Source organism: Catenulispora sp. EB89 (genome assembly GCF_041261445.1).
GTDB lineage: Bacteria > Actinomycetota > Actinomycetes > Streptomycetales > Catenulisporaceae > Catenulispora.
In genome coordinates this window covers 231,701-254,069 of the sequence record NZ_JBGCCU010000015.1, presented here as the reverse complement: position 1 = coordinate 254,069, position 22,369 = coordinate 231,701, and the positions used below count along the sequence as shown (strand labels likewise).

The following is a 22,369-nucleotide window of genomic DNA, read 5'->3' as shown; positions in this document are numbered from 1 at the left end:
CTGCCATGGGTAGGAACAGCGTCGCCTCGCAGGTCACCAAGGGCCGCGGCAAGGGCCTCACCAAGGGTCGCGCCAGGCACATGGTCGCCGTGGCCGTCGCCGAAGGCGCGCCGATCTTCGAGATCGCGATCCCGGTCGAGATCTTCGGGCGGGTCCGGCCGGGCATGCCGGAGCTGGGCTACGACGTCCGGGTCTGCAACCCCGAATCAGGGCCCGTGCCTGCTGGCGGCGGCTTCACCGCACACAGCGGCGATACCTATGCCCTGCTCGCCGAGGCCGACACGGTGATCGTGCCGGCGGTGCGGGACGTCGCCGAGGAGCTGCCGGCGGACCTCGTCGCGGCCGTGCGGGAGGCGCACGCCAACGGTGCGCGCGTGGCGTCCCTGTGCACCGGGGCGTTCGTGCTGGCCGCCGCCGGGCTGCTGGACGGCCGCCGCGCCACCACACACTGGTTGTACGGCCAACAGTTCCGGTCCCGCTTCCCGGCGGTGGACTTCGATCCGTCCGTGCTCTACATCGACCACGGAGACGTGCTCACCAGCGCGGGCACTACCGCCGGCATCGACCTGTGCCTGGCGATGGTCGCCGCCGACCACGGCGCGGACATCGCCAACACGCTGGCCCGGCGCATGGTGGCGCCGACGCACCGCAGCGGCGGGCAGGCGCAGTACGTCGAGACGCCCGCGCCGCCGGACCGGCGCGACAGCCTGAGTCCGTTGCTGGACTGGATGCGGACGCACCTGTCGGAGACGCTGACCGTCGCGGATCTGGCGCGGCAAGCGAACGTCGCGGAGCGGACTCTGGTTCGCCGCTTCCACAGCGCCGTCGGCACCACGCCGGGTAAATGGCTGACCGAGCAACGGGTTCTGCACGCGCGCCGGCTGCTGGAGACCACCGATCTGCCGGTGGAGCGCGTGGCCTCGGCGGCCGGGCTCGGCGGCGCGGCCAACCTGCGGCACCACTTCACGGAGGTCGTGGGGGTCGCGCCGAGCGACTACCGGCGGGCGTTCCGCAAGCCCGGGGCCTGATTCACGGACGGTCTGACCGCCTATGGTGGACGCGCAGCCCTTTGCGGGAGAGGAGGCCAGGTGAGCGGTGACCTGTGGTGCGGCGGCGTCATCGACGACTTCGAGCCCGACTACGACGAGTCCGGCGCCTGGCGCGAATGCCTTGTCGAGCTGGGCCATCCGGCGCCCCCTCCGCCTGCTCCGCCGCCGATCATGGACCGGCCGACGATGGGGGACTACTGGCGCGGTGTGCGGCACTTCAACGACCATCCGGCCCGCGCCGGCGCGCTGTCGTATCTTCGAGAACTGACGATCGACGGCCTGCTGGCCGGCTCCATCAGCAACCACGACCTGCTCTACGAGGTCCGGCCGGCGGCGGTCGCGGTGTCGGTGCTCTCCGAGCGGGAGGTGGCCGGGAACGGGGCGGTGGCGGCGGCGGTGATCCGCTCGGTGGCGGATCGGCATCCCGCGCGGTGGGCGTTCCTGATCGACGTGGTCGGCTTCTGGGGCGGTTCGCTGGCCTCGCTGCTGGCCGGACGCGACGACAGCGGGGCCGAGGACTGCCGGACCGTGTTGCCGTTCGGCAGCGGGCTGTGGACCGGTCATCTGTGGCGACCGGCGAACATCCTGCTGGCGTTGGCCCCGGCGGAGGGCGCACGCCGGTTCCTCGTCGCCGGCACCGATGTGACCGCGCTCCGGCGCGGCTCCACCGCGGAACTGATGCCCGGCTTCATGCCGCTGTCGCGGGTGTTGGTCGAGCACACCTTGAGCGAAGACGGCAGCGCTCGGGCGCGGGCGAATCTGGCGGGCAACGCGTTCGCGCCGGACAGCGTCCTGGCCGTGTTGCTCGGCCGGGAGCCGGACGTCGTCGAGCCGGGAATCGTCGACGCGATCCGTCGGCACGACTTCGCTGGGGGCGCGGTGCGATGGCAGGCCTACCGCGTGCCGCACAAGCGCACCGAGTCTGTTCGTACAGCGCTCGGATCCCTTCTGGAACATGGCCAGAAGCAGTTCCTGGACATGCTGGCCTTCGCCTGTGACGGCGCCACCGACGACGACGCGGCGTTGATCCATACCCTGATAAGGCTCGCGGGGGACGATCTGCGGCCGGAAACCCGCCGGGTGGCGCTGGAACTGCTGGCGCGGGTGTCAGGGCCCGAAGTCGTCTGGAGTCTGGAACTGGCGCGGGTCGGATCGCTGGACCGGTTGCCGAAGGCGATCCGGGCGTCGATGGCGGAGGGGTCGGCCGCGCCGTTGGCGGTGGCGGTGCGGGAGAAGCCTTTCCGGGACCGGAAGGCGGCGGTCAACGCCGCAGCGGCCGAGCTGCGGCAGGACCATGTGCTTGATGCGCCGTTGCCGTGGCTAGGATCGGGCCAGGCAAAACGGGAGGTTTGATGCTGGAGCTCGAGGGGCTGCGCAAACGCTACGGCGACCGCGTCGCGTTGGACGGCGTGACGTTCTCCGTGCGTCCGGGGGAGCTGTACGGCTTCGTCGGCACGAACGGCGCGGGCAAGACCACGACGATGCGGATCACGCTCGGCGTGCTCGAACCGGACGCCGGAAGCGTGCGGTTCCAGGGCAGATCGGTCGACACCGCGACCCGGCGCACGTTCGGCTACATGCCCGAGGAGCGCGGCCTCTACCCGAAGATGCGCGTCGGCGACCAGCTGCGCTACCTCGCCGAGCTGCACGGCATGAGCCGCGGCGACGCCGCCAAGGCCACCGCCTACTGGATGGAGCGGCTGTCGGTCGCCGAGCGGGCCGAGGACCGGGTCGAGGCGCTGTCGCTGGGCAACCAGCAGCGGGTGCAGCTGGCCGCGGCGCTGGTGCACCACCCGGCGGTGCTGGTGCTGGACGAGCCGTTCTCCGGACTGGACCCGGTCGGCGTCGACAACCTCGCCGAGGTGCTGCGCGAGCGCGCCGCCGAAGGCGTGCCGGTGGTGTTCTCCAGCCACCAGCTGGAGCTGGTCGAGCGCCTGTGCGACTCGATCGGGATCATCTACCGGGGCCGGATGGTCGCCACCGGGACCGTGGACGAGCTGCGGGCCTCCCGCGCCGAGCGGGCGCTGCGGGTCGGGGTCGACGCCGCCGCCGGCTGGGCCGAAGGCCTGGTCGGCGTGGAGTCGGCCGAGTACGGGGCGACGACGATACTGATCCTCACCGGCGAGGCCGACGACCAGGCGATCCTGGACGCCGCCCGGGCCGCGGGCCCGGTGCGGGAGTTCACGCCGCTGCGGCCGAGCCTGGCGGACCTGTTCCGGGAGGCTGTCGCGGAGCACAACGGCGATGGTGAGGACGACGGCGAGGGCGCCGGCGCGGGTGGCGGGGCCGGTGGCGGGGCCGACAGTGGCGGTTCCGGTGGTCCCGGCGGCGGCACCGGGGGCGGTCGCGTGCCTGCCGGACTTGCGGGGCGGGTCTGGCGCGCCGCGCGTGCGGCACGTGCCGGTCAGGGCGGCTCCGGCGACGGTGGCAGCCGAAGCGACCGTGGCAGCGACAGCGGCGGCGGCAGCCACGGCGACCGTGGCAGCGGCAGCACCGGCAGCGTCAGCACTGGCAGCACCGGCACCAGCGGCAGCGGCAGCAGCGCTAGCAACGGCAACGGCAACGGCGGCAGCGGTAGCGGTAGCACCGGCAGGACCGGCGGCGGCAGCTCCGGCGACGGTGGCAGCGGCAGCGGCAGCGGCAGCAGCGACCGCGGCGAACACACCGATTCCGGCGACAGCGCCGACCAGCAAGGAGCGCGCGCGTGAACCGGAACCGTCAGGCCGTCCGGCTCGTCATGCGCCGCGAGTTCGTCGAGCGCGGGCGGGACCGCGGGTTCGCGATCGCGGTGGCGATCTCGCTGCTGATCGTGCTGGTCGCGGTGGTGATCTCGGCGCTGGTCTCGGGGCGGGACAAGACGCCGTCGTTCACCGTCGGCTTCGCCGGGCCGCGGGCCGCCGTCGAGCAGCAGTACGCCGAGCGGCAGGCGCCGGCCTACAAGATCAACCTGACCTCCAGCGTGGTCACCGATTCCGCGGTGGCGCAGGAGATGGTCAAGAGCGGCAAGATGAACGCGCTCGTGGACGGCGGGCAGATCTACGTGCAGGACTCGGTCGACCCCAAGTTGGCGCCGGTGCTGGCCGGGGCGAACCTGGCCGCGCAGATTCCGGACGTGGACCAGCTACAGGGGCAGACCACGGTCAAGTTGGCGCCCAAGGATCCCGACGCCGGGCAGCGCAAGACGGTCGCGCTGGTCGCCGAGATCATGCTGTTCAGCCAGATGATCGCGTACTGCATGTGGGTCGCCACCGGTGTGGTGGAGGAGAAGGCGAGCCGGGTCATCGAGGTGCTGCTGTCCAGCACGTCGGCGCGGGTGCTGCTGACCGGGAAGATCATCGGGATCGGGGCGCTGGGGCTGCTGCAGCTGGCGGCCACCGCCGCGGTCGGGATCGGCGCCGGGGCGGCGACCGGGGCGCTGCACATGACCGGGCAGATCTGGCAGACCGTGGGCATCGTGGCGGTCTGGTTCGTGCTCGGCTACATCTTCTATGCCTCGGCCTACGCCGCGGTGGCCGCGCGGGTGTCGCGCCAGGAGGAGATGCAGACCGCGGTGCAGCCGCTGAACCTGGTGCTGATGGTGCCGTACTTCGCGGCGTTCGCGGCGCTGAGCAATCCGGACGCGGTCTGGGTGCGGGTGCTGTCGCTGATCCCGCCGTTCTCGGTGCTGATCCAGCCGGTGCGGATCGCCGGCGGGGACGCGTCGTGGTGGGAGCCGGTGGTGGCGATCGGGTTGATGGCCGTGGTGACGGTCGGCATCGTCGCGGCCGGCGCCCGGGTGTATGAGAACTCTGTGTTGCGGTTCGGGTCCAAGGTCCCGATGCGGGTCGCCTGGACCGCGGGGAGGAGGGCGTAGCGTGCCGAAGGTCCGGGTGCTGTCGTTCAACACGCTCTACAAGGACGAGCCCAGGGTGCGCCTGCGCGCGCTGGCCGAGGTGTTGGCGGACTCCGACTACGACGTGGTCTGCCTGCAGGAGCTGCTCATCCCGCCGAACTTCGCCCTGCTCCGCTCGCTGACCAGGGCGGCGTTCCCCTACGCGGCGCACGGCCCCCGCCTGCCTATCGTGGCCGGCGGCCTGCTGACGCTGTCCCGCATCCCGCTGGTCGGCCACCGCTACCAGGTCCTGGCCGCCCGCGCGAAGTGGCGCCGCGAGCTGGTGATGCGCAAGGGCGTCCTGCTGACCCGCTTCAACGTCGACGGCGAGTTCTTCACCGTCGCCAACACCCACCTGTCGGCGAACCGCGCGGCGGACTGGTCGAAGGCGGCGCCGTTCACCCGCGTGCAGCAGACGGAACTGGCGCGCCTGGCGAAGGTGGTCCGCCGCATCGACTCCGGCGAACCGGTGATCGCGGTCGGCGACTTCAACGTCCCCCGCGACTCCTGGCTCTTCGAGGGCTTCGAGGCGGCCTCGGGCCTGCGCGACGCCTTCGACGGCGACGCCGCCACCACCTACCGCCCGGTGCCGGGGTGGGACGGCGCGGCGCTGGACCAGGTGCTGGTGACGCCGGGGCTGGCGGCCGGGGCCGAGGTGGTGCTGCGGGAGAAGGTGCTGATGGCCGACGGCCGGGAGCGGTTCCTGTCGGACCACTATGGGGTGGCCGCGACGGTGGGGTGACCCGCTATTCCGGTGCCTGCCGCCCCGGCTCGGCCGGCACATAGGCCTCCAGGCGCTCCCCGGCGATGATGCGGTCCACGGTCTGGTCGGGAGTGCCCGCGGACTGCACCATCAGCACGTTCTCGTCCGCCGTCGGCGGCTCCAGCGCGCTCAGCTGGCTCCCCAGCATGTCGGCGTGGAACATGTGGCCGCGGCGGTCGGTCAGCCGTTGGTGCAGGGTCTTGAGGTCGACGACCAGGTACACCATCCGGACCTGCGGCCTCCCGGCGCGCAGGCGGTCGCGGTAGGAGCGCTTGAGGGCCGAGCAGGCGATGACGGCGGGGCGGTCGGCGGCCGCCGCCTTGTCGATCCAGCGGCCGATCTCGTCGAGCCAGGGGATGCGGTCGGCGTCGGTGAGCGGTTCGTGGGCCGCCATCTTGGCGATGTTGCTGCCCGGGTGGAAGGCGTCGCCGTCGGCCCAGTCCCAGCCCAGGCGGCCGGCCAGGGCGGCCCCGACGGTCGACTTGCCGCTGCCGGAGACGCCGGTGACCACCACCACCGGCGGCGTGGCCCCGGCGGCCCCGGCGGTTCCGGCAGTTCCGGCGGCTCCCGGGGGCGGGGGAGGGGTCGGTCGCACCATGCCTTCAGCCTGACATCGGGGAGGTCGCGGTGCTCGCCGGCGGGTCCGGACGGGCCATCTGGGTGAGCCTGCTGAGCAGCCGGGAATAAAACCCCTTCGACGGGAAGCTGGGCGCGGATATGAGCAACGAAGAGGCTCGTTCCTGGAACGAGCAAATCATCGAAGAGTTCCGCGCCAACGCCGGCAGCGTCGCCCAGTTCGGCGGCAAGGGCCTGGTCATCCTGCACCACACCGGCGCCAAGTCCGGCGCCTCCTACGTCTCCCCGCTCGCCGGGATCGCCGCGGACGGCGGCGCCTGGGTGATCGTGGCCTCCAATGCCGGCAAGGACAACCACCCGGCGTGGTTCCACAACGTCCAGGCCCACCCCGAGGTGCGCCTGGAGGTGCCCGGCGACGACGCGGTGGCCACCCTCGAGCTGTCCGCGCGGGTCGCCGACGACGCCGAGCGCGACCGCTACTTCGCCCAGATGGTCGCCCGCGCCCCGCAGTTCGCGGAGTACGAGAAGGGCACCACGCGCAAGATCCCGGTCGTGGTGCTGGAGCCGGCCGCCTGACGGTAGGCCGACCACCGGTGTCCGGGCGTCGCGGCCAGTCCGTTAGTTCTCGGCGCCCGGACGGTACAGCCGCCGCGCGATGTGCGGCGGCAGCTCGTAGGGCCGCTCCCTCGGCAGATGCTGCGCGGCGCGGTCCTTACGGCCCTCTTTGAGCAGGTCGGCCATCTTGCGCACGGTCGGCGTGACGTCCCGGATCTCGGTGGTCCAGGCGTTCACGTAGTCCGCGATGACGTGCCGGCTCAGCCCGACCTGGATCGCCCGCGCGTCCAGCACGGCACCGGCCAGCGTCCGCTCCGGGTCCCACTGGACGTGCACCGTCGCGCTCTTCATCTGGCGCTCCCAGTCCGCGCGGTCGGCGTACACGCCGCGCTCGTAACCGGTCAGCACCGCCTGCGACAGCGCGGTCTCCCAGCCCTCCCGCGTGATCCGGACCGCCAGCACGTGTTCCTGCCCCGGCTTGCGGGCCCAGTTGCTGCGGCCCATCATCCACAGGAACGAGGGCTTGATCCACGTCATCCGGTTCAGCGAGAACGGCTCGACGAAGCGCTGCGCACGCACCGCCGGCTCGGCGATCTCCGCACGGTACGCCTGGTACACGACGATCGTGTCGCGGTCGTAGTCCGCGCGTACCTGGTGCAGCGGAAGGTTGTTCGTGTTGGCCATGGAGGCTCCCCCGTTCTCATTGCTCAGGGGAGTGTCGCGCACAAGCCTGGCCGGCGCCCGCGAATATCAGGACTCAGCGTTGGTGCCGGTTCTCCCACCACCACACGGCGGGATTGAACGCGCCGTCGCCGTTGCCGGTGCTCCGGTGCACCACGATCTTGCCGAAAGTGGACTTGCCGGTGATCCGGATCAGCGGCCCGTCCTCCTGCCCCTCCGGCGTCGAACCGGTGACCGAGCGCTTGCCGAACAGCGCGCCGCCCTCGTCGATGACCCGCGCGTTCTCCGGGACCGTGATGATGGCCTTGCCGCAGAACGTGTTGATGTCCAGCGTGATCTCCCGCCCCGGCAGCACCGCGTCGGCCAGGTTCACGATCAGTGCCCCGAACCGCGCGTTCGCCGAGGTGTGCCGGCCGGCGACCCAGCGGCCGGAGCGGATCACCTTGCTGAACGTCGCGCTCAGCTCCTGGTGCTCGACCGCGGACAGCGGGCTGACCTGGGTCTTGCGCAGGTCGTCGGGCAGGTCGGCGGTGAGCGGGACCAGCTCGGCGCGGGTCTTGGCGGCGTACGTCGCGTCGATCCGTTCGGCCAGTTCGGTGCTGGTCAGCCGGCCCTGTGCCAGCGCCTCGGAGAGCACGGCCGCCACTTCGTCGCGCTCGGCGTCGGAGGCCCGGACCTGCCCGGCCGGAAGCTGCCCGGCCGGAAGCTGTCCAGCAGCCTGCTCGGCGGGCACGACGACCGGGACGAACTGGCTCTCTTCGGGCGCGGAAGTCATGCGAGCAGTGTAGCCGGAAACCGCCCCGAACGCGATATGTCGCGTTGTCCCGCTGACGCGGCGTCAGACCAACTGTGCACGAACGACGAATGAAAGCCTCTGCTATCAGCGGGTCTTGTGCCTCGATACCACTTGTCCGGGCCCTTATTCGCCTAGACAATACCGTCGCCACTTTCGCGCCTTCCCCACATCCCCCAATCAGGGAGCTTAAATGATCAGACGGAAACGTTGGATCGCAGGCGCTGCGTTCCTAGCCCTCATCGTGGGCGGGATAACGGGTGCCGCGCAGGGTCTGGCGAGCAAGAGGCCGACATCCGGCCCCGGCTCGTGCACCCTCATCGGCTGGAACCCGAGCACCGACCCGACGAACGCGAAGAACCTGCCGGTCGGCCAGCGGCCCCAGACGTACAAGCCGGACAACTTCGACTGCTCCAGCGCGAAGTTCGCGGCGCTGGGCGCGGAGTTCAACAAGTTCCCGCAGCCCCACAACTTCGCCGTCAACAACCGCATCACCTACGAACCGGCCGGCTCCGGCAAGGCGGCCACGGCGGTGCAGCAGCCGGTGGCGGCGGTGAACCCGCTGGCACCGTACTTCCCGCCGTTCCAGCACTTCGTCATCATCTACCGCGAGAACCACACGTTCGACGACTACCTCGGCGACTGTGCGACCACCGTCCACACCGGCTGCAACGGCCAGGTGGAGAGCACCAACCACATCAGCTCGGTGCCGGACCTGCACAACCTGGCCAAGACCTACGCGCTGTCGGACTCCTACAGCACCGGCACGCAGCCGCCCTCGGGCCCCAACCACTGGTGGCTGTTCTCGGCCCAGTCGCAGTCCAGCTCGCAGCAGCAGTCGTACCCGTCCACCGGGACGCAGTTCGACCGCTTCCTGAGCAACACGAACGGTCCGACCGACGAGGGCACCAACGCGTGCACCGCGCCGACGGGCTCGGGCAGCGGCAGCAGCCCGTACACGTTCGTGATGAACGGTGACTTCTACTGGATGCTCAGCAGCGGCTCGGGCTACTGGAAGAACCCGGCCGACGGCAAGCTCGAAGTCCTGCCGCCGAACCGCCCGGGCACCAGCATCCCGGAGGAGCTGCACTACAACGAGTACACCTGCTCCAACCAGAGCCTGCCGGACAGCACCATCGCGAACGACTACATCAGCTTCGTGAACACCAACGGCCTGCCGGTCTACAGCTACGTCGAGCTGTTCAACGACCACCCGGGCACCTACCAGGACATCCCGGGCAACGACACGGCGACCAACAACGTGGTCAACGCGATCGAGAACAATGCCACCTACAAGAACAACACCCTGATCGTCATCACCGAGGACGACACCCAGAACGGCAACAACGGCGCCGACCACGTCAGCAACACCTACCGGGTGCCGCTGGTGGTCATCGGTCCGTCGCAGTACGTCAAGCAGGGGTACCTCAGCCACGTCGCGTACACGACCAACAACGTGATCGCGGCGATGGAGCGCACGATGCAGAACGTCAAAGCGGGCATCATCGACCCGAACGACAACATCGGCCTGAACACCTTCCCGATGACCACCAACGACCAGGCCGCCCTCGGCGACCCGCTGGAGGACTTCTGGGTGCAGGGCTCGACTCCGCTGTCCGCTTCGGCCTCGGCCTCCCCGACCACCGGCAACGCCCCGCTCGCGGTGAACTTCACCGGCTCGGCCCAGGGCGGCACGTCGCCGTACAGCTACAGCTGGAACTTCGGCGACGGCTCGACGAGCACCTCGCAGAACCCCAGCCACACCTACAGCTCCTCGGGCAACTACACCGCGACGCTGACGGTGACCGACAGCTCCTCGCCGGCGAAGACGGCGACCTCCCAGGTCGCGGTCAACGTCAGCGCGGTCGGCAATCCGCTGGCGGCCTCGGCCTCCGGCAGCCCGACATCCGGACAGATCCCCTTGGCTGTGAACTTCACGGGGACCGCGACGGGTGGCACGCCGGGCTACAACTACAGCTGGAACTTCGGTGACGGCTCCGCGACCAGCACGGCGCAGAACCCGAGCCACACCTACTCGACCGTCGGGACCTACACGGCGACGTTGACGGTGACCGACAGCGCCTCGCCGGCGAACACGGCGACGTCGACGGTCAGCGTCACGGCGGATCCGATCGCCAGCGTGCCGCCCAGCGCGCCGCAGAACCTGACCGCGTCCGGCGGCACCAACCAGGTGACGCTGAACTGGCAGGCGCCGAGCAGCACAGGCGGCGAGAACCTCACGAAGTACAGCGTCTACCGCGGCACCTCCAGCGGTACCGAGTCGCTGGTCACCTCGGGCGGTTGCAGCGGCCTGAGCGGCACGACTTTGACGTGCACGGATACTGGGCTAACCAGTGGGACGACGTACTACTACCGGGTGACCGCGTCCAACCCTGTCGGCGAGAGCGGGCAGAGCAACGAGGTCAGCGCGACCCCGACCGGCGGCTCCGGCGGCTGCACGGCCGGGCAGCTGCTGGGCAACGCGGGCTTCGAGAACGGCGCCTCCAACGCGGCACCGTGGGCCGTCACCTCGACCCACACCCCGCTCTCGGTGATCAACAGCAGCAGCTCCGAGCCGCCGCACAGCGGGACGTACGACGCGTGGCTCGACGGCTGGGGCAAGACCACCACGGACACCCTGGCGCAGACGGTGACGTTGCCCGCCGGGTGCACGAACTACAAGTTCAACTTCTACATGCACATCGACACCGCGGAGACCACGACCTCGACCAAGTACGACACGTTGCAGCTGCAGCTTCTCAGCAGCTCGGGTTCGGTGCTGAAGAACATGTACACGTACTCGAACCTGAACGCGAACAGCGGATACTCGCTGCACACGTTCGACCTGTCGGGCTACGGCGGGCAGACGGTGACGCTCAAGTTCACCGGCAAGGAGGACTCCGAGTACCAGACGTCCTTCGTCATCGACGACACGTCGGTCAACGTGAGCTGATGTCCTAGCACACGTTCGGACGGACAGAAACACAGAACGGGCCCGGCGCGACGCGCCGGGCCCGTTCTGTGTGTTCCGACTATGTGTTCCGACCGGTTCTAGGAGAGCAGGTCGACGTTGCCGTCGAACTGCCACAGCGGGTTCGAGATCGTCTTGCCGTTGAGGACGATCAGGAAGTAGCCGTTGACCTCCTGCGGGCCGTCGCCGTCGGCGATGTAGCGGCCGTTCGCGGTGACGTCGAGCTGGTAGATGGCCTGCGCCGTGACGTTGTCGCCGGGGACGCTCCAGGAGACCGTGCAGCGCCAGTCGGTGCCCGGTCCTTCCTGCGTGCCGAGCCCTTCGCTCTTCAGGCACGAGGCGGAGGTGTGCAGCTGCGCCTCGGTGAGCGGGGGCCTGCGCATCTCGTCTTCCTGGAGCTTGTAGAGGTGGGCGAAGGCGGTGGCCACCGACTTCTGCACCTTGTTCTGGTCGATGCCCGAGCTGCCGGCTCCGGAGGTGGTGGCGGCGACCAGGCCGACGGTCACGGCCAGCACGCCGGCCAGCGGCAGCACGCCCACCGTCAGGACCCTGCGACCGGCGCCGTCGTTGGTGAGGTTGGTGAAGTCGCGGCGGACGAAGACCATGTAGGCCAGCGCGGTCGCCACGATCGCCCACACCAGGCTGACGGTGATGCCGATCAGCAGCGGCTTGAGCTGCGCCGGGTCGGTGAACAGGCCGTTCCAGGAGATGAAGGCGTAGCCGGGCAGCGCCAGGCGGACGGCGACCGGCAGCGGCAGCATCTGCGCGGCCTGCATGCCCAGGGCGACGATGGTCGGCAGCAGCAGGCCCATCGGGGAGCGGCCCAGGGCGATGGACCCGAGCAGGCCGATGGCGGCCAGCGCGAGCGTCGGCGCCAGGACGCAGAGCCAGGCGAGCAGCACCCTGGTGCCGGCCTCGCCCCCGGCCAGGCTGTGGCCGTCCAGGCCGACCAGCGGGTTGTTGCCCTCGGCGAGCAGGCCGCCGAGGATGCTGGAGAAGGTCAGGCCGGCGATCAGCAGCAGGATCACGGTGAGGCTGGCGATCGCCTTGGCGACGAAGATGCGCCGGTGCGAGCGGACCGCGATCAGCAGGTGGCGCCAGGTGCCGAGGCGGTCCTCGGAGGCGAAGACGTCGCCGGCCACCACCGAGGTGATCAGGGGGAGCCCCCAGGTGCCGCAGAAGCCGAGCGCGACCAGGGAACCGGCCCAGCCGGTGGCGTGCATCCAGCGGCCGAACAGGGTGTCCGAGGGCAGGGTGCTCTGCTGGTCGATTGCGAAGACCAGAAGCGCCGGACCGATCCAGCACAGCAGGATCAGCAGGCGGACGCGCCAGGCGGAGAACTGCTTGATCAGCTCGAAGCGGAGGACCCGGGACACCGGGACCGCGGCGGCGGCCGGCGGCGCGGCTTCCGGCGCGGGGGTTTCGGTGACGGTCGTGGTCATCGGCCGGCCTCCTGCTGCTGCTCTTCGGTCGTGGGGGCGGTGGGGGTGGTGGCTTCGGGGGCTTCGGCGTTGGGTTCGGCGGTGGGTTCGGCGGTCTTCTCGCCGGTGGACTGCTGCGGGACGTCGACCGGCTGGTCGGTGAGCGCGAGGAACGCGGCTTCCAGCGGCGAGACCACCGGGGCCAGCTCGCGCAGCGCGACGTCCGCGCGCACGATCCGCGCCACGAGCTCGTCCATCGCCGCCACCTGCGCGCGCACGATGAGCACTTCGGGATCGCCCAGCGCCGCGGCGTCGGAGCCCTCGACGACGGTGATGCCCGGGGTGTCGCCGGCGATGGTGCGGGCCTGGGCGGCGTCCGAGACGCGCAGCCGGTAGTCCAGGTCGCGGTTCTCGTCGGAGAGCTTGTTCAGCGGGCCGGAGAACACCACGCGACCGGTGTTCAGGATGGTGACCTCGGAGCACAGGGCTTCCAGGTCGTCCATGCGGTGGCTGGACAGGATGACCGTGGCGCCGTCGGCGACCAGGCGGTTCAGCACGCCGTGCACGTGCTTCTTGCCCGCCGGGTCCAGGCCGTTGGCGGGCTCGTCGAGCACCAGCAGCCGGGGCTTGGTCAGCAGCGCGGCGGCCAGGCCGAGGCGCTGGCGCATGCCCAGCGAGAAGCCGCGGACCTTGTCGTCCGCGACCTCGCTCAGCCCGACCTGCGCCAGCGCCTCCTGGACGTCGTCCGGACGCGGCCGGCGGTGCCGCAGCGCGATGAGCGCGGCGAGGTTCTGCTGCGCGGTCAGCGTGGGGTACAGACCGGGACCGTCGACGAACCCTGAGACGCCCTCGGGCGCGGCCAGCGTCCGCCCGACCGGCGTGCCGAAGATCTCCAGACCCCCCTCGTCGGCGACGGCCAGGCCCAGCAACAGGCCCAGGAGCGTGGTCTTGCCGGCCCCGTTCGGACCGACCAAGCCGTGGATCTGACCTTTCGCCATGCTCACGTCCACGTGATCGAGCGCGACGACATCACCGAAGACCTTGGTGATGCCGCGGCCCCTGACTGCGACGGTCGTATCCATCCGCTCCTCCCTCTGCCGGTGGTGACCGATTCCGGAGGAACCTACCCCTGGTACTTGGCGCTCACCCGCGAAACTGCTGAATGTTCAAGGAACGCGGGAGGGCGCCCGGACGACGGGGAGAGGTGCCGGGGGACGGTGCGGGAGTCTGATCCTGTCAGGGCCAGGATTCTCAGCGACCTGACAAGAGGGCGGCTTGTGCGGGATGCCCGAGGTTCGGATGAAAACGCACCGCGACCGCAGCCGCCGCGACATCGCCGGCGCCGCAGCCCGCGGGGAGCACGGCGATCGGGGTGGTGGAGCAGATGGTGGCCCGCTGTCGAAAACACGCCGCGACCGCAGCCGGGCCGGGGCGGTGGTGCGTGCTCCGGCGCGGTGCGGTCGCGGCGTTGGGTTGTGCGGCTGTGCGGATGTGCGGTTGTGCGGATGTGCGGATGTGTCTCGTGTTGCGTATTGCGGTCGTGCGGTGGTGCGGTCGGGTCGTGCCTCGTGTCGCGTCGTGCCTCGTCTGGTCGTGCGGTGTGCGTCGCCTGCCGTCGCTCCTACGGCTGCGCCGGCGCCGGCACGATCGCGTCGATCTCCGCCAGCTCCTCGGCGGTCGGCTCCCAGTCGCCGGCGGCGGCGTTGGCCTGCACCTGCTCCGGCGACATCGCGCCGGAGATCACCGAGGTGCAGCCAGGCTGCGCGGCCAGGCCCGCGATGCCGACCTCCAGGATGCTGCGGCCGTGCTTCTCGGCCCAGGCGATCAGCGCCTCGACCTTGTCCAGGCGGTCCTCGGTGACCCAGTGCGTGCGGCCGGCCAGGCGGGCGTCGGCCGGGATACCGGTGGCGCGCCGGACCTTGCCGGTGAGCAGGCCGTTGGCCAGCGGGAAGTAGGGCAGCACGCCCAGGCCGAAGTACCGCGCGGCCGGCACCACCTCGGTCTCGGCCTCGCGGACCAGCAGCGACCAGTGGTTCTGGGCCGAGACGAAGGGGGTGGCGTTCAGCTGCTGCGCGACGTAGTGCGCCTCGGCGATCTGCCAGCCCGCGAAGTTGGAGTTGCCCAGGTAGCGGACCTTGCCCTCGCGGACCAGGTCGTCCAGGGCGGCGACGGTCTCGGCGATCGGCGTGGCCGGGTCCGGGGTGTGCAGCTGGTACAGGTCGATGTAGTCGGTCTGCAGCCGCTTGAGCGAGTGCTCGACCGCGTACCGGATGTAGGACCGGCCGCCCTTGGCGCCGGTCGCGCGCGGGTAGTGCATGTCAAAGCTCTGATGTCCAAACTTGGTGGCCAGCACCACCTGGTCCCGGCGGCCTTTCAGGACCTCGCCGAGGAACGACTCGGACTGGGACTGGCCGTACATGTCGGCGGTGTCCAGCAGGGTGATGCCGGCGTCGATCGCGGCGTCCACGACGCGCCGGGTGCCGGCCACGTCCAGCCGGCTGCCGAAGTTGTTGCAGCCCAGGCCCACGACGGAGACGAGCAGGCCGGAATTACCGAGGTGACGATAGCGCATGGCACGATTTTAGTCCCGCTAAGTAAGGCTAGCCGTTCAGGAACTCCACGGGGACCATGACCAGCCGCGACCGGACGAACTCGCCGAGGCCCTTGGCCTGCGGATCGGCGCGCGTCGAGGCCGCCACCCCTTCGCCGAGCATGCCGTAGACGACGAAGTTCAGCGCCCGCAGGTTCGGCAGCTCGAAGCGCTCCACCCGCAGGTCGCAGCACTCCGGGACGAGCTTCTGGAACGTGTCCACGTCCAGCGTCTCGCGCAGCCAGGCGTAGGCGCGGTCGGTGCGCGTCCACAGCCCGACGTTGGCGTTCCCGCCCTTGTCCCCGGAACGGGCTCCGCAGACCAGGCCGAGCGGAGCCAGCCGCTTCATCCCGTCGGAGAAGAACGGCTCCGGCGGACGCGGCGCGCCCAGGTGCAGCGGCATGCCCATCGGCCGGCGGCAGGGCCGGATCTCCAGGCGCTCGCCGGTGGGCAGCACGGCGATGTGCGCGACGTGCCGGTCCTGGATCAACGTCGGCCAGTACACGCCGTACTCGACCTCGCGCGTGGGCGGCGCGGTCGGGTGGTAGCCGGAGTAGCCGGCCAGCGCCAGGCTGGTCACCGCGCCGGTGAAGGCCTGGCCGACCTTGTCCGGATCCGGGTCCTTGACCGTGATGTGCAGGTAGGCGGTGGCTTCCTCGTCGGTGCGCGCCTGCTCGGCGGGCTTGTCGCTGCGTTGCAGCCGCACGTCCACGGAGGCGAAGCGGCCGCGGCCGCCGAGCGTGTCGAAGATCTGCGCCTCGGCCAGCCCGGCCTTGGCCTCTATGTCCAGGCCGGTGACGCCGAGCGTGATCGAGTTGCGGTAGCCGCCGCGGTAGTTGAAGGCGACCTTGAGCTTGTGCGGGCCGGTCATGCCCTTGGCGCCGCGGATCTCGACGCGGTCCGGGGCCTGCTGCGTCACGCGCAGGGTGTCGAAGTGCGCGGTGACGTCAGGGTTCGTATAGGCCGGGCCCTCGATGTCGTAGAGCAGCTGCGCGGTGACCGTGCCGACCGAGACCACGCCGCCGGTGCCCGGGTGCTTGGTGATCACCGCGGAGCCGTCGTGGGCGACCTCGGCGATGGGGAAGCCGGGGACGCGGGTGTCGGGGAGCTCGTCCAGGAAGGAGTAGTTGCCGCCGGTGCACTGCGGGCCGCACTCGATGACGTGTCCGGCGACGACCGCGCCGGCCAGGGCGTCCCAGTCGTCGCCGTTCCAGCCGTGCCACCAAGCGGCCGGGCCCACGACCAGTGATGCGTCGGTGACCCGGCCGCAGACGACGATGTCCGCGCCGCCGGCTAAAGCCGCGGCGATGCCCCAGGCGCCCAGGTAGGCGTGCGCCGAGACCGGTTCGGCGGCGTCGGAGAACGGCTCGCCGGTGTCCAGGTTCTCGAACGGGACCCCTCTGTCGCGCAGCTCGGCCAGGCGCGGGAGCAGGTCGTCGCCTTCGATGTGCGCGACCTTCAGACGCAGGTTCAGGTGCGTGATGAGGGCCCTGAGGTCGTCGGCCAGCCGCGCGGGCTCCAGCCCGCCGGCGTTGGTGACGATCTTGACGCCCTTCTCCTGGCAGGCGCCGAGCACCTGGTTCATCTGCGCCAGGAAGGAGCGCGCGTAGCCGGGACCGCCGCGCTCACGCGCTTTATGGAGCAGCAGCGGAGTCAGCTCGGCGAGGTAGTCGCCGGTCAGGACGTCGATCGGACCCCCGTCCACCATCTCCCTGGCCGCGGACAGGCGGTCGCCGTAGAACCCGGATGAGTTGGCGATCAGTACCGGGCGCCGGGGCGGGACTTGGGTGTTCACTTCACGAACTCCCTCTCAGTGTGAACCGAGTTCTCCCCGTGACTTTACTCGCGGGGTACCCCCTGGCGGGCCAGTAGCGCGCAGGATTTCCTATAACGAGGTAGAGGGAATTCTGTTTGTACCGGATCGTCACCGCGCGAGGATGAGATCGAATCAGCCTCCATCTGCTGTGTTTATGCCGGAAGCCGCCGCCTGCGGGTACGTGTCGGTACGGCCCTGGCAGGATGGCGCCATGGAACGAGTACTCGGCCTCGGCGGCCACTTCCTCCGCGCCACCGACCCGGCGGCCCTGACCGCCTGGTACCGCGACAGCCTCGGCCTGGACATCGACGAACACGGCATGTGGCAGCAGGAGGCCGGCCCGACGGTGTTCGCCGCCTTCGAGGCCGACACGGACTACTTCGGCTCGCGCGAGCAGCAGGTGATGCTCAACTTCCGGGTCCGCGACCTCGACGCGATGCTCCGGCAGCTGCGGGAGAAGGGCGCCGACGTCGACGCGGAGACGCAGGAGATGGACGGCATCGGGAAATTCGGCTGGGTGACGGATCCGGAGGGGAACCGGATCGAGCTGTGGGAAGCGGGCTGAGACGCGATCAGGGCCCGGATCCCCTCGGAATCCGAACCCTGACGATTACTCCAGGTGGCCCAACCGCCCCGGATCCCGGAGCTTCGGAGCCTCAATGCTTCACAGCTTCAGAACCTCAGCCCTCCGGCAGCGGCTGCGGCGCCGGCACGCCGGCGTAGTGCGCCGCGGGCCGGATGATCTTCGAGTCCTTGGCCTGTTCGAGGATGTTCGCGCACCAGCCGATCACGCGGGAGGTGGCGAACGTCGGGGTGAACATGTCGCGGGGGACGCCGGAGAGTTCCATCACCACGCCGGCGTAGAACTCGACGTTGGTGTAGAGCTGGCGGCCCGGCTTGAGTTCGGCGAGGGCCTTGATCACGTGCTGCTCGACCGCCACGGCGAAGTCCACCAGGGGGCCGCCGAGGCGCTGGGCGACGCCGCGGAGCATGATCGAGCGCGGGTCGTCCGTGCGGTAGACCGGATGGCCGAAGCCCATGATGCGGGCGCCGGCCTCCACCTGCTGGCGGACCCAGTCCTCGGCCTTGTCGGGGGTGCCGATCTCGTCGAGGGTGTCCAGGGCGCGCGAGGGGGCTCCGCCGTGCAGCGGGCCGGACAGCGAGCCCAGCGCCCCGGTCACGGCCGCGGCCAGGTCGGCGCCGGTGGAGGCGATGACGCGGGCGGTGAAGGTGGAGTTGTTGAAGCCGTGGTCCACGGTCGAGATCAGGTACTGCTCGATCGCGCGGGCCTGCTCCGGGGTGGGCTCGGTGCCGTTGAGCATGTAGAGGTAGTTCGCCGCGTACGACAGGTCGTCGCGCGGCTCCACCATCTCCAGGCCCTTGCCGAGCCGGTGGATCGCGGTCAGGACCGTCGGGGCCAGGGCGCTGATGTACAGCGCGTCCGCCCGGCGGGTCTGCTCGTCGATGTCGTAGATCGGCCGCATGCCGCGCTGTCCGGCCAGCAGCGGCAGGGCCGCCCGCAGACCGTTCATCGGCTCGCCGTGCACCGCCTCGGCGATGGCCGGCAGCAGCGCCTTGACCTTGTCCGGGACGTGCCGCAGCGGCGTGGTCTCGGCGATGAACGCCGCCCGCTGCTCCGCGTCCGGCAGGTGGCCGTCGATCATCAGGACCCAGACGTCCTCCAGGGTCCGCTTCTCGGCCAGCTCCACCGCGTTGTACTGGCGGTAGTGGTAGAAGCCTTCCTCGCCGCGCACGTCGCCGACTTCAGTGTCGGTGACGATGACGCCGGCCAGACCGCGCGGAACCTCGACTGTGGTGACGCTCCGCGTGGGGCGAGGCTGCTCGGATTCGAGCATCGTCGTGCCTCCTTGTGTGATTGTGTCGTCACCCCGATCTTGTGTGATCCGCGCGATGCCCGTCAATCGGCGCCATTGGTGATATGTGATGATCATGGGGTGTACGCTGGCACTGTGACGGATGTGATCTCCCTCACCGGACTGGTGAAGACCTTCGGCCGGGGATCCGCTGCCACCCGCGCGCTCGATGGTCTGGACCTGTCCGTGGCCCCCGGCGAGGTGCACGCCCTGCTCGGCCCGAACGGCGCCGGCAAGTCCACCACCCTCAGAATCCTGTTGAGCCTGCTCCGTCCGGACGCCGGCGAGGTCCGCCTGTTCGGCCGCGACGCCCGCCGCGACGCCGTGGCCCTGCACCGCCGTCTGGCCTACGTCCCCGGCGACGTCGCTCTGTGGCCGGACCTTTCCGGCGGCCAGGTGCTGGCGATGCTGTCCAAGCTGCGCGGCCGCACGACCGGCGCCAAGCGCATGGCCGAGCTGCTGGAACGCTTCGACCTGGACCCGAGCAAGAAGGGGCGCGCCTACAGCAAGGGCAACCGGCAGAAGGTGATGCTGGTCGCCGCGTTCGCCTCCGAGGCTGAGCTGCTGGTCCTGGACGAGCCGACCAGCGGCCTGGACCCGCTGATGGAGGCCGAGTTCCGGTCCTGCCTGAGCCAGGAGAAGGCGGCCGGCCGCACGGTGCTGCTGTCCAGCCACATCCTGTCGGAGGTCGAAGAGGTCTGCGACCGGGTCAGCATCGTGCGTCGCGGGCGGGTGGCGGAGTCCGGGACGCTGGCCGAGCTGCGGCACCTGACGCGCACGCTGGTCAGCGCGGAGCTCCAGCGGCTGCCGGACGGATTCGAGGACTTCGCGGGCTTCGACGGGCCGCACCAGGTGCGGGTCACGGAGCTGGGAACCGCGGCCGGCGGGGGAGTGCGGGTGGAGTGCTCGGTCGACACCGAGCACCTGTCGGCGCTGATGGTGCTGCTCGGGACGCAGGGGGTCCGGTCGATGACGAGCCGGCCGCCGACGTTGGAGGAGTTGTTCCTGCGGCACTACGCCGATCCGGGGCGGGAGAGTGCTGGAAATGACCCTGCGCGGGAGAGCGAGATATCTGCGGCCTGATGTACGCGGAGATCTGATTCACTCGGATGAGTGTTGCCGCTCCAACGGCAGTACGAGCTCGAACACTGTCCGACCGGGCTCGGACACCACTCCGACCCGGCCGCCGTGCGCCTCGGCGACCGCGCGAGTGATCGCCAGTCCCAGCCCGGTGCTCCCCGAGGTCCGCGAGCGCGCTGGGTCGCCGCGGGTGAACCGGTCGAAGGCCCGGTCCGCGAGGTCCGGCGCCAGTCCCGGGCCGGTGTCCTCGACGGCGAGGCGGACCCGGTCGGCATGCACCGTGATCCCGACCGTGACCCGGGTCCCGGCCGGGGTGTGCACGCGCGCGTTGGTCACGAAGTTCGCCACCGCCTGCGCCAGCCGGTGCGGGTCGCCGATCACCGTCACCGGGTCGGTCGGCAGGTCCAGGCGCCATTCGTGACGCGTCGGGGTCACGCCGCCGGCCGCCGTGGTGTCGCCGTCCCCCTCGGCCGCATGGTCGGCGGCCTGAGCGTTGTCCACCGCGTCCAGCACCAGCAGCGTCAGGTCCACCTCCTTCGACTCCAGCGGCCGCCCGGCGTCCAGCCGCGCCAATAGCAGCAGGTCGTCGACGATCGTCCCCATCCGTCGCGACTCGGCCTCGATGCGGATCAGCCCGTGGCGCGCGTCGTCGGGCAGCTCCCCACCGCGCCGCAGCACCAGTTCGGCGTGGCCGCGGACGGCGGCCAGGGGAGTGCGCAGCTCGTGGCCGGCGTCGGCGGCGAAGTCGCGCAGCCGGCGCTCGACGGACTGCCGGCGTGCCAGGGCGTCCTCGACGTGGCCGAGCATCCGGTTCAGGGAGGCGCCGACCCGGCCCACTTCGTCGTTCCGGTCCGCGTCCGGGACCCGGACGTCCAGCGCCACCTCGCCGCTGGCCAGCGACAGGGTGCTGACCCGCTCGGCGGTCCGGGTCACGCGCTCCAGCGGCCGCAGCGCCAGCCGGACCCACGCCGCGCCGCCGAGCGCGGCCACCACCACCGCGCCGCCGAACAGCGCGATCTCGGCCGTCGCCAGCTCCCGGACCGTGCTGGAGACCTGGGACAGCGGCAGGCCGGTGACCAGGACGTCGCCGTCGGCGCCGGCGACCGCGCGCATGCGGTAGGCCTTGAGCCCCGACAGGCGGACGGTGTGCGCGGAGCCGTCGGTCGGCAGCGACAGCAGGTCCCGGGAATCGGCCGCCGTCAGGCGGATCTGCCGGGTGTTGTCGCCGGTCGCGCTGGTTCCGTCGACCACGCCGGCCTGCGTCACCACGCTGTTCAGTGCGCGGGCCCCAAACGTGCCCTGCGCCTGGCCGCGGGTGTCGGCCGCGGCGAGTTCGTGCTCCAGGCTCTGCGCGTAGCGCGGCCCGGCCGCCGACAACTGCTGGTCCAGCCGCGACACGAGGAACCCGCGCAGCAGGGCCGTGGTGCCGAACCCGACGCCGGCGAAGATCGCCGCCAGCAGCACCACCAGCCCGAGCGTCAGCTGCCCTCGCAGCGTCCGCGGCCGGAGCCGGATCACGGAGCGGCGGCCTTGATGACGTATCCCGCGCCGCGCACCGTGTGGATCATCGCCGGGCGGCCGGCGTCGATCTTCTTGCGCAGGTAGCTGATGTAGAGCTCCACGACGTGGGCCTGCCCGCCGTAGTCGTAGGACCACACCTCGGACAGGATCTGGGACTTGCTCAGCACCTGGCGGGGGTGCCGCATCAGGAACCACAGCAGCGCGAACTCCTTCGGGCTCAGCTCGATCGGTTCGCCGCCCCGGGTCACCTCCCGCGCGGCCTCGTCCAACACTAGATCGCCGACCACCAGGCAGTCCGGGCTCGCCACCCGGCCGGCCCGGCCGCGCGCGGTGCGCCGCACCAGGCTGCGCAGCCGCACCACGACCTCGTCCAGGCTGAACGGCTTGGCCACGTAGTCGTCGCCGCCGGCCGCGATCCCGGCGATCCGGTCCTCCACCGCGTCGCGCGCCGTGAGGAACAGTACCCGGACCTCCGGACGGGAGGTGTGGATCCGGCGCATGACCTCCATGCCGTCCATGTCCGGGAGCATCATGTCCAGCACCACGGCGTCCGGCTGGTAGGTCGCCGCGGCCGAGACCGCCTCGCGGCCGTCGTGCGCGCCGACGGCGTCCCAGCCCTCGTGGCGCAGCGCGCCGCAGACCACCTCCACCAGGTCCGGCTCGTCGTCGACGACCAAAAAGCGCCAGGGTTCGGTCGGGTTCGCGATGTTCGCAAGCATGGCGGTCATCGTCCACATCCAGCGTGAAGATTGGCTAAGGATTGCCTCGATCAGCGGCTTTGCGGACACGATTCTGAGGAAACTCAAAG

General features: G+C 70.7%; 19 protein-coding genes. 9 read left to right on the top strand and 10 right to left on the bottom strand.

What is annotated here, in order from left to right:
* The first annotated feature begins 5 nt into the window (after positions 1-5).
* From ABH920_RS29590 to ABH920_RS29570, 5 genes are read left to right on the top strand one after another with little or no spacing between them, the layout of a single operon-like run.
* The gene (locus tag ABH920_RS29590; RefSeq protein WP_370352450.1) at positions 6-1,028 is read left to right on the top strand and encodes a GlxA family transcriptional regulator; all 1,023 of its coding nucleotides are present in this window, start codon (positions 6-8) and stop codon (positions 1,026-1,028) included.
* Between the two features lie 60 nt (positions 1,029-1,088).
* Positions 1,089-2,402 carry a hypothetical protein gene (locus ABH920_RS29585; protein WP_370352449.1) on the top strand — a complete coding sequence of 438 codons (1,314 nt, stop codon included), beginning with the start codon at positions 1,089-1,091 and terminating at the stop codon, positions 2,400-2,402.
* The gene (locus ABH920_RS29580; RefSeq protein WP_370352448.1) at positions 2,402-3,757 is read left to right on the top strand and encodes an ABC transporter ATP-binding protein; all 1,356 of its coding nucleotides are present in this window, start codon (positions 2,402-2,404) and stop codon (positions 3,755-3,757) included. Before ABH920_RS29585 ends, ABH920_RS29580 begins: the two co-directional genes overlap by 1 nt.
* Positions 3,754-4,902, top strand: coding sequence for an ABC transporter permease (locus ABH920_RS29575; RefSeq protein ID WP_370352447.1), 1,149 nt, complete (start codon positions 3,754-3,756; stop codon positions 4,900-4,902). Before ABH920_RS29580 ends, ABH920_RS29575 begins: the two co-directional genes overlap by 4 nt.
* Position 4,903: 1 nt before the next feature.
* Positions 4,904-5,662, top strand: a complete 759-nt coding sequence (locus ABH920_RS29570; RefSeq protein WP_370352446.1) for an endonuclease/exonuclease/phosphatase family protein — start codon at positions 4,904-4,906, stop codon at positions 5,660-5,662.
* Between the two features lie 4 nt (positions 5,663-5,666).
* Here ABH920_RS29570 and ABH920_RS29565 read toward each other — a convergent pair whose 3' ends face one another.
* Positions 5,667-6,281: a gluconokinase gene (locus tag ABH920_RS29565; protein WP_370352444.1), complete on the bottom strand. Its 615-nt coding sequence runs from the start codon at positions 6,279-6,281 to the stop codon at positions 5,667-5,669.
* Positions 6,282-6,400: 119 nt separating this feature from the next.
* Between ABH920_RS29565 and ABH920_RS29560 the strand changes: the two genes are divergently transcribed.
* On the top strand, positions 6,401-6,835 hold the full coding sequence (locus ABH920_RS29560; protein WP_370352443.1) for a nitroreductase/quinone reductase family protein: 435 nt from the start codon (positions 6,401-6,403) through the stop codon (positions 6,833-6,835).
* A gap of 42 nt (positions 6,836-6,877) precedes the next feature.
* Here the strand turns inward: ABH920_RS29560 and ABH920_RS29555 are convergent, their stop codons facing one another.
* Positions 6,878-7,498 carry a DUF4291 domain-containing protein gene (locus tag ABH920_RS29555; protein WP_370352442.1) on the bottom strand — a complete coding sequence of 207 codons (621 nt, stop codon included), beginning with the start codon at positions 7,496-7,498 and terminating at the stop codon, positions 6,878-6,880.
* 73 nt (positions 7,499-7,571) lie between these two features.
* The gene (locus ABH920_RS29550) at positions 7,572-8,270 is read right to left on the bottom strand and encodes a DUF1707 domain-containing protein (RefSeq protein WP_370352440.1); all 699 of its coding nucleotides are present in this window, start codon (positions 8,268-8,270) and stop codon (positions 7,572-7,574) included.
* 211 nt (positions 8,271-8,481) lie between these two features.
* On the opposite strand from ABH920_RS29550, the gene ABH920_RS29545 reads away from it, so the two are divergent.
* Positions 8,482-11,241, top strand: a complete 2,760-nt coding sequence (locus ABH920_RS29545) for a PKD domain-containing protein (protein WP_370352439.1) — start codon at positions 8,482-8,484, stop codon at positions 11,239-11,241.
* Positions 11,242-11,339: 98 nt separating this feature from the next.
* Here ABH920_RS29545 and ABH920_RS29540 read toward each other — a convergent pair whose 3' ends face one another.
* From ABH920_RS29540 to ABH920_RS29525, 4 genes are all read right to left on the bottom strand, one after another.
* Positions 11,340-12,701 (bottom strand): ABC transporter permease, encoded by a 1,362-nt coding sequence (locus tag ABH920_RS29540; protein WP_370352438.1) that lies wholly within the window; start codon positions 12,699-12,701, stop codon positions 11,340-11,342.
* Complete coding sequence (locus ABH920_RS29535; protein ID WP_370352437.1) at positions 12,698-13,762, bottom strand: ABC transporter ATP-binding protein; 1,065 nt, start codon at positions 13,760-13,762, stop codon at positions 12,698-12,700. Before ABH920_RS29535 ends, ABH920_RS29540 begins: the two co-directional genes overlap by 4 nt.
* Positions 13,763-14,301: 539 nt before the next feature.
* Positions 14,302-15,252, bottom strand: a complete 951-nt coding sequence (locus ABH920_RS29530) for an aldo/keto reductase (RefSeq protein ID WP_370352436.1) — start codon at positions 15,250-15,252, stop codon at positions 14,302-14,304.
* A 28-nt stretch (positions 15,253-15,280) separates the two neighbouring features.
* A complete protein-coding gene (locus ABH920_RS29525) occupies positions 15,281-17,065 on the bottom strand; it encodes an acyclic terpene utilization AtuA family protein (RefSeq protein WP_370352435.1) in 1,785 nt (594 codons plus the stop codon).
* 232 nt (positions 17,066-17,297) lie between these two features.
* Between ABH920_RS29525 and ABH920_RS29520 the strand changes: the two genes are divergently transcribed.
* On the top strand, positions 17,298-17,651 hold the full coding sequence (locus tag ABH920_RS29520; RefSeq protein ID WP_370352434.1) for a VOC family protein: 354 nt from the start codon (positions 17,298-17,300) through the stop codon (positions 17,649-17,651).
* Between the two features lie 115 nt (positions 17,652-17,766).
* Here the strand turns inward: ABH920_RS29520 and ABH920_RS29515 are convergent, their stop codons facing one another.
* Positions 17,767-18,942, bottom strand: coding sequence for a citrate synthase (locus ABH920_RS29515; protein ID WP_370352433.1), 1,176 nt, complete (start codon positions 18,940-18,942; stop codon positions 17,767-17,769).
* Positions 18,943-19,056: 114 nt separating this feature from the next.
* Between ABH920_RS29515 and ABH920_RS29510 the strand changes: the two genes are divergently transcribed.
* The gene (locus ABH920_RS29510) at positions 19,057-20,043 is read left to right on the top strand and encodes an ATP-binding cassette domain-containing protein (protein ID WP_370352431.1); all 987 of its coding nucleotides are present in this window, start codon (positions 19,057-19,059) and stop codon (positions 20,041-20,043) included.
* A gap of 18 nt (positions 20,044-20,061) precedes the next feature.
* On the opposite strand, the gene ABH920_RS29505 is transcribed toward ABH920_RS29510, so the two are convergent.
* Complete coding sequence (locus ABH920_RS29505) at positions 20,062-21,558, bottom strand: sensor histidine kinase (protein WP_370352430.1); 1,497 nt, start codon at positions 21,556-21,558, stop codon at positions 20,062-20,064.
* On the bottom strand, positions 21,555-22,289 hold the full coding sequence (locus ABH920_RS29500) for a response regulator transcription factor (protein WP_370352429.1): 735 nt from the start codon (positions 22,287-22,289) through the stop codon (positions 21,555-21,557). The genes ABH920_RS29505 and ABH920_RS29500 overlap by 4 nt, the downstream gene beginning before the upstream one ends.
* Between the last annotated feature and the right edge of the window lie 80 nt (positions 22,290-22,369).

Excerpts from the sequence above, each read along its gene's own strand:
- ABH920_RS29530 (WP_370352436.1), bottom strand. The coding sequence starts at position 15,252 with ATGCGCTATCGTCACCTCGGTAATTCCGGCCTGCTCGTCTCCGTCGTG.
- ABH920_RS29565 (WP_370352444.1), bottom strand. The coding sequence starts at position 6,281 with ATGGTGCGACCGACCCCTCCCCCGCCCCCGGGAGCCGCCGGAACTGCC.
- ABH920_RS29500 (WP_370352429.1), bottom strand. The coding sequence starts at position 22,289 with ATGACCGCCATGCTTGCGAACATCGCGAACCCGACCGAACCCTGGCGC.
- ABH920_RS29550 (WP_370352440.1), bottom strand. The coding sequence starts at position 8,270 with ATGACTTCCGCGCCCGAAGAGAGCCAGTTCGTCCCGGTCGTCGTGCCC.
- ABH920_RS29515 (WP_370352433.1), bottom strand. The coding sequence starts at position 18,942 with ATGCTCGAATCCGAGCAGCCTCGCCCCACGCGGAGCGTCACCACAGTC.
- ABH920_RS29535 (WP_370352437.1), bottom strand. The coding sequence starts at position 13,762 with ATGGATACGACCGTCGCAGTCAGGGGCCGCGGCATCACCAAGGTCTTC.
- ABH920_RS29555 (WP_370352442.1), bottom strand. The coding sequence starts at position 7,498 with ATGGCCAACACGAACAACCTTCCGCTGCACCAGGTACGCGCGGACTAC.
- ABH920_RS29545 (WP_370352439.1), top strand. The coding sequence starts at position 8,482 with ATGATCAGACGGAAACGTTGGATCGCAGGCGCTGCGTTCCTAGCCCTC.
- ABH920_RS29560 (WP_370352443.1), top strand. The coding sequence starts at position 6,401 with ATGAGCAACGAAGAGGCTCGTTCCTGGAACGAGCAAATCATCGAAGAG.
- ABH920_RS29520 (WP_370352434.1), top strand. The coding sequence starts at position 17,298 with ATGGAACGAGTACTCGGCCTCGGCGGCCACTTCCTCCGCGCCACCGAC.
- ABH920_RS29580 (WP_370352448.1), top strand. The coding sequence starts at position 2,402 with ATGCTGGAGCTCGAGGGGCTGCGCAAACGCTACGGCGACCGCGTCGCG.
- ABH920_RS29540 (WP_370352438.1), bottom strand. The coding sequence starts at position 12,701 with ATGACCACGACCGTCACCGAAACCCCCGCGCCGGAAGCCGCGCCGCCG.
- ABH920_RS29590 (WP_370352450.1), top strand. The coding sequence starts at position 6 with ATGGGTAGGAACAGCGTCGCCTCGCAGGTCACCAAGGGCCGCGGCAAG.